The sequence below is a fragment of the Flavobacterium sp. genome, from assembly GCF_044371705.1.
Classification (GTDB): Bacteria; Bacteroidota; Bacteroidia; order Flavobacteriales; family Flavobacteriaceae; genus Flavobacterium.
On sequence record NZ_JBILTE010000173.1, the window covers coordinates 1 to 5,366 of the forward strand.

5 protein-coding genes and 1 pseudogene are annotated in these 5,366 nt (G+C 37.5%); all 6 read left to right on the forward strand.

Translation table 11 applies throughout. From position 1 onward, the window contains the following. The coding region (locus ACIQ2S_RS10805; RefSeq protein WP_396175843.1) for a class I SAM-dependent methyltransferase at window positions 1-436 on the forward strand (436 nt) is incomplete at its 5' end. A 35-nt stretch (window positions 437-471) separates the two neighbouring features. After that, window positions 472-1,563: a non-hydrolyzing UDP-N-acetylglucosamine 2-epimerase gene (gene wecB / locus ACIQ2S_RS10810; RefSeq protein WP_396175845.1), complete on the forward strand. Its 1,092-nt coding sequence runs from the start codon at window positions 472-474 to the stop codon at window positions 1,561-1,563. A gap of 36 nt (window positions 1,564-1,599) precedes the next feature. Continuing rightward, a complete protein-coding gene (locus tag ACIQ2S_RS10815; RefSeq protein WP_396175847.1) occupies window positions 1,600-2,712 on the forward strand; it encodes a glycosyltransferase in 1,113 nt (370 codons plus the stop codon). A gap of 97 nt (window positions 2,713-2,809) precedes the next feature. Beyond that, window positions 2,810-3,925 (forward strand): hypothetical protein, encoded by a 1,116-nt coding sequence (locus tag ACIQ2S_RS10820; protein ID WP_396175849.1) that lies wholly within the window; start codon window positions 2,810-2,812, stop codon window positions 3,923-3,925. Window positions 3,926-3,975: 50 nt separating this feature from the next. Then, on the forward strand, window positions 3,976-5,040 hold the full coding sequence (locus tag ACIQ2S_RS10825; RefSeq protein WP_396175851.1) for a polysaccharide (de)acetylase: 1,065 nt from the start codon (window positions 3,976-3,978) through the stop codon (window positions 5,038-5,040). Window positions 5,041-5,058: 18 nt separating this feature from the next. Beyond that, window positions 5,059-5,366: pseudogene (locus ACIQ2S_RS10830) on the forward strand (hypothetical protein); the annotation flags it as partial.

Here is a 5,366-nt window from a genome sequence, read left to right on the forward strand (position 1 = left end):
AATTGTTGAAATAGGTACGTTGTTTGGGCATACAACTATTTTAATTGCTTCTATTGCCCAACCAGAAATCAAAATTATCACTGTTGATAATTTTAAGTGGAACCCATTTGGACTTTCACCAAGTATGCATAAACTTTTTACTGAAAGAACTCTAAAGTATATTATTGAGCATAGAAGTACAATTTTAGTTAATTCTGATGCTTCACTTTTCTACCAGCAATATAGTGGGGTTAGGCCTTCAATGATTTTTATTGATGCTGATCATAGTTATGCGTCAGTTGTTGAGGATATTAAATGGGCTAAAAAGATAGGCATACCTGTAATTTCAGGTCATGACTTCAGTGATGAGCATCCCGGAATTCAAAAAGCAGTTAAAGAGATTTTTGGCACCAATTTTAGTTTGTACGGCACTGTATGGATCGCACAGAATAGCTAATCAAAATTAATTTTAGTTGAACTTTTTAATAATAAATGAAAATAAGTATAATAGCCGGTGCACGACCCAACTTCATGAAAATTGCTCCTATTATTCATGCATTGCAAGGGGAGCAGCAATCCGGGAGTGCCATTTCCTATCGTTTGGTGCATACAGGTCAGCATTATGATGAGAAAATGAGTACCACTTTTTTCAAGGAACTCAACATCCCGCATCCGGATGTGAATTTGGAATGTGGAGGCGGCACACAAGCTGAACAAACCGCAGCAATCATGATGGCTTTTGAAAAAGAGCTGGCAGCCCATCCGGCAGCTATTGTTTTGGTCGTAGGCGATGTAACGAGCACCATGGCTTGCAGTATCGTAGCAAAAAAAATGCATACCAAAGTGGCTCACGTAGAAGCAGGCATACGTTCGTTTGATTTGACCATGCCGGAAGAAATCAACCGAATGGTAACGGATAGTATCACTGATTATTTTTTTACCACTACCCTTTGGGCGGGTGAGAATCTGCTGCATTTAGGGATACCTCAAGACCGCATTTTCTTTGTTGGTAACGTGATGATTGATACACTGCATCGTCAACGCAAACATTTTAAAAAACCTGAGTTTTGGGAATCCATGCATTTGCAAACTCAAAAGTATTTTGTTTTAACATTGCATCGGCCGGCAAATGTAGACGAAGGACAAAATTTAAAAAATATATTGAACGAAATTATTCAGAATGTTAATGGATTACCCATCCTGTTTCCGATACATCCCCGAACCGCCAAAGTACTGCTGGCTTTGGGAATAGAGAGTCCTAATTTAAAAGTCATTGAACCGCTGGGCTATTTAGAGTTTAATTATTTGGTGGAAAATGCGTTGGCAGTCATCACCGATTCCGGCGGAATTACCGAAGAAACAACCGTTATGGGAATACCTTGCATGACTTTACGAGACAACACCGAACGGCCGGAAACCATTAGTATTGGCACCAACGAATTGCTCGGTACCAACCCAAACGCCATCAAACCCGCCCTGGAAAAACTATTTGCCGGCGATTGGAAAAAAGGCAGCATCCCCGAAAAATGGGACGGTCACGCCGCTGAACGCATTGTACAACAGCTACTTACCTTAGAACCTTAGATCCTTAGTGCCTTAGTACCTCAGCACCTTAAAAAAATGAAAAAAATTCTAATTGTTTCCAATGCTTTCTATCCCGAGAATTCCCCCCGTTCGCACAGAGCAACAGAGTTGGCGAAAGAATTGGTGCGACAATGCCATGCCGTAAAAGTTATCACCCATCGGAGAGACGGAACGGAAGAATTTTGTGATTCGCACGGGATACAATTGAAGGATTTGGGTCAATTAACCTGGCCTGCACCTAGCGTAAAAGGAACAGGAGTGGTTCGTTTGTTTTGGAGAATACTTACCCGATTCAGTGCCCTGTTATTGGAATATCCAATGATTCAACTGATTCCAATGGTTAAAAAAGCATTAAAAGGAGAAAGCGGCTATGATTTGATGATTTCTATTGCAGTACCCTATCCCATTCATTGGGGTGTCGCTTCGGCACAAAGTGCAAAAAAATCCATTGCAAAAGTGTGGGTAGCCGATTGCGGAGATCCGTATATGGGTCAGGAAAACGATACCTTTAAACCGCCCTTTTATTTTGGATGGTTGGAGAAAAATTTCTGTCGGAAAGCCGATTTTATTACCGTTCCAACAGCTGCTTCGATAAAAGGGTATTATCCGCAATTTCACGACAAAATCAGGGTGATACCACAGGGTTTTCGTTTTGAAGACGTAGCATTATATATTGGACCAAAAACCACCAACAAAGTAATCTTTGGATATGGAGGAATGTTTATTCCGGGCAGAAGAGATCCGTCCGAGTTGCTGCATTTTTTAAATTCGTTGGACGAATCCATTGCATTTGAATTCCATGTGTACACCAAAACACCGCAATTGGTAGAACCTTTTGTAAATACTTCCAAAGGTAGAATCCTACTAAAGCCGGTATTGGAACGCTCTGCTTTATTATATGAAATGAGCAAAATGGACTTTGTAGTAAATTTTGAAAACGTAGGAACCGCTCAAACACCCAGCAAATTGATTGATTATTTTATTATTAAAAAGCCTATACTATCCATCAAATTTGGTGATTTAAAGAAAGAGATAATTATGGAATTTTTACATGGTAATTATGTCCATGCGATAAATATTGAAAATCCCGAACAGTATAGAATCGAACGTGTGGTGCACGATTTTTTAAATTTGATTGTAAAAGACTAGGTTGAAGAACTTTCTACTTTTATTTTTTATTTCACCTTTCATCGCATGTGTGCAGGGTTTTAAGCACTACAAACAGGAATGGGCGAAAAACTGTATCATGCTCTTTGTTGCATTTTATGGTTTTACCATGTATAATCCGGAAGGCTTTGATTCAAGTAGGTATGCAGATAAATTAAAGGTATTACATAAGTCGCAACTGAATTGGGATACTTTTACAGATTCTTTTTACGATGAGGAGGGTGCCTCATTAGATTTGTATCAGCCACTAATCACCTATTTAGTTGCTCTTTATTCAGAGAACACCCATCTTTTATTTGCAATATTTGGTCTGATTTACGGGTATTTTTATTCGCGAAATATTTGGTTGTTATTGGCTCTTAATTCAGAACCACAGATGAACCGATACCAGTGGATTTTGATTTTTACGTTTGCATGTATTCTCGGTTTTTGGGCATTAAATGGTTTACGTATGTGGACCGCTGCTCATATTTTTTTTTATGGATCATTTTTGTATTTATTTCATGATCAAAAAAAAGGGTTGGTAATAGCAGCAACGAGTATTCTTGTACACTTTTCATTTCTATTCCCGGTTGGATTATTAGCAGTGTTTTTGATTGTAAAATTGCCTTGGCGGGTGTTGTATCTGTTGTTTATCGCAAGTTTTTTTATATCAACACTTAACATTGAGGTTTTTCGAACACTTTTAGAAAACAATGCACCGGATTTTTTACTGCCTAAAGTGAATACATATGTTGGTGAAGAGTATATAGAAGGGCTTTCGGAAGTAGAAGAAGCAGTATGGTACATTACCTATTTGTCTCAAAGTTTAACGTGGTTCATTGTGGTCATGATAAGTATCATTTATTTTTCAAATTTAGTTACATTTAAAACCAATCAAGCTTTTTCTAATTTATTTGGTTTTACGCTATTATTTTTGTCGATATCTAATTTTATATCAATCATACCCTCGGGTGGTCGATTTTTGATCATTGCCCAGCTTTTCTCATTGGCATTAATTTATTTGTTTTATGTGCGTTACACTACAAAAATATATAGTAAATGGATGGTGTATTTAACACCACTTTTGCTTTTTTATATAATCGTATCCATTCGGATATCTTTTGATACGTTAACTGTTGATACGATTTTATCAAATCCTATTTTTGCGGTTTTTGTTAAAATTGGAACGCCTGTTATTGATTTAATTAAATGAGTTTAAAAACGACCCTTGTCAGAAATATTTCAAACTTGCCGGGTGCACGGATGGCTCGGAAAATTGTGGTCATAGAGAGCGATGATTGGGGGAGTATACGCATGCCTTCGCTGGAAGTGTATGAAAAATTAAAGTCCAAAGGTTTAGACATGGACTCCGGAGATTCTAAAAGATACAATCAAAACGATTCTCTAGCTACTGCTGAAGACTTCAAGGAACTATATAGTTTGTTGCGGTCTTTTACAGATTATAAAAATAATCATCCTGTTTTTACAGCAGTTTCCTTAGTGGCAAATCCCAATTTTGAAAAAATTAAGAAGCATCAGTTTAAAGAATATTATTGGGAGCCGTTGCCGATAACTTTAGAAAAGTATGGTTGCGAAGGCGTTTTTCAGCTGTGGCAGGAGGGCATCAAAGAGAAACTTTTTATACCGCAGTTTCACGGCAGAGAACATTTAAATGTAGCTACTTGGATGCGTGAACTACAAAATGATAATCAAGAAGCATTAATGGCATTTGAGGAGAACATGTGGGGTTTCACCAATAAACATCCACTAGGAATAAGTTACCAAGCAGCTTTTGATTTAGAATGGGTAGAAGATTTAGTCATTCAAAAGGAGGTGATTGAAAGTGGGTTGGAGTTATTTGAGCAACTCTTCGGGTATAAAGCACGTTTTTTTGTCCCACCAAACGGTCCTTTTAATAACTCATTAGAAGCAATTGCAGCAAAAAAAGGTATTGAATACATGTCTGCATCTAAAATTCAATTAGAAGTTTTAGGCGATGGGAATACCCAAAAAAAATACCATTGGCTGGGGCAAAAAAATGCTGTTGGGCAACACTATATTACCAGAAATTGTTTCTTTGAACCGGGTCAAGAAGGAAAGGATTGGATTGCAAGTTGTTTAAAAGATATCGAAATTGCGTTTCGCTGGAAAAAACCGGCAGTTATTAGTTCGCATCGGGTAAACTATATTGGAAGATTGAATTCGCTAAACAGAACAAATGGGTTAAATGCCCTAGGCTATTTACTCGAGTCAATACTAAAAAAATGGCCGGATATTGAATTTAAAACAAGTACGGAACTTGGAGATATTCTAACTGCAAAACACTAAATAGGCAATAGAATTGCATTGAAGCAAAGTATAAAATCATATCTCTCAGCTACTAAAATTAATTGGAAAGGGCAAAAGCTCTCTGCAAAGTTGGTCATTATTGAATCCGACGATTGGGGAGCAATTCGCACCCCATCTAAAGAGGCTTTAAAGGCATTTCAAAAGAAAGGTTTAGACATTGCAAACAGTGTTTATAAAGTGGATGCTTTAGAAAGCGAAAGTGATTTAACCAATTTGTTTGAAGTAGTAGGTAAATACAAAGGGAGTGATGGTCTACCGGCAAAAATTACCGCCAATTGCATTATGGCAAATCCGGATTTTCAAAA

Excerpts from the sequence above, each read along its gene's own strand:
- ACIQ2S_RS10820 (WP_396175849.1), top strand. The coding sequence starts at position 2,810 with ATGCTCTTTGTTGCATTTTATGGTTTTACCATGTATAATCCGGAAGGC.
- ACIQ2S_RS10825 (WP_396175851.1), top strand. The coding sequence starts at position 3,976 with ATGGCTCGGAAAATTGTGGTCATAGAGAGCGATGATTGGGGGAGTATA.
- ACIQ2S_RS10815 (WP_396175847.1), top strand. The coding sequence starts at position 1,600 with ATGAAAAAAATTCTAATTGTTTCCAATGCTTTCTATCCCGAGAATTCC.
- wecB (WP_396175845.1), top strand. The coding sequence starts at position 472 with ATGAAAATAAGTATAATAGCCGGTGCACGACCCAACTTCATGAAAATT.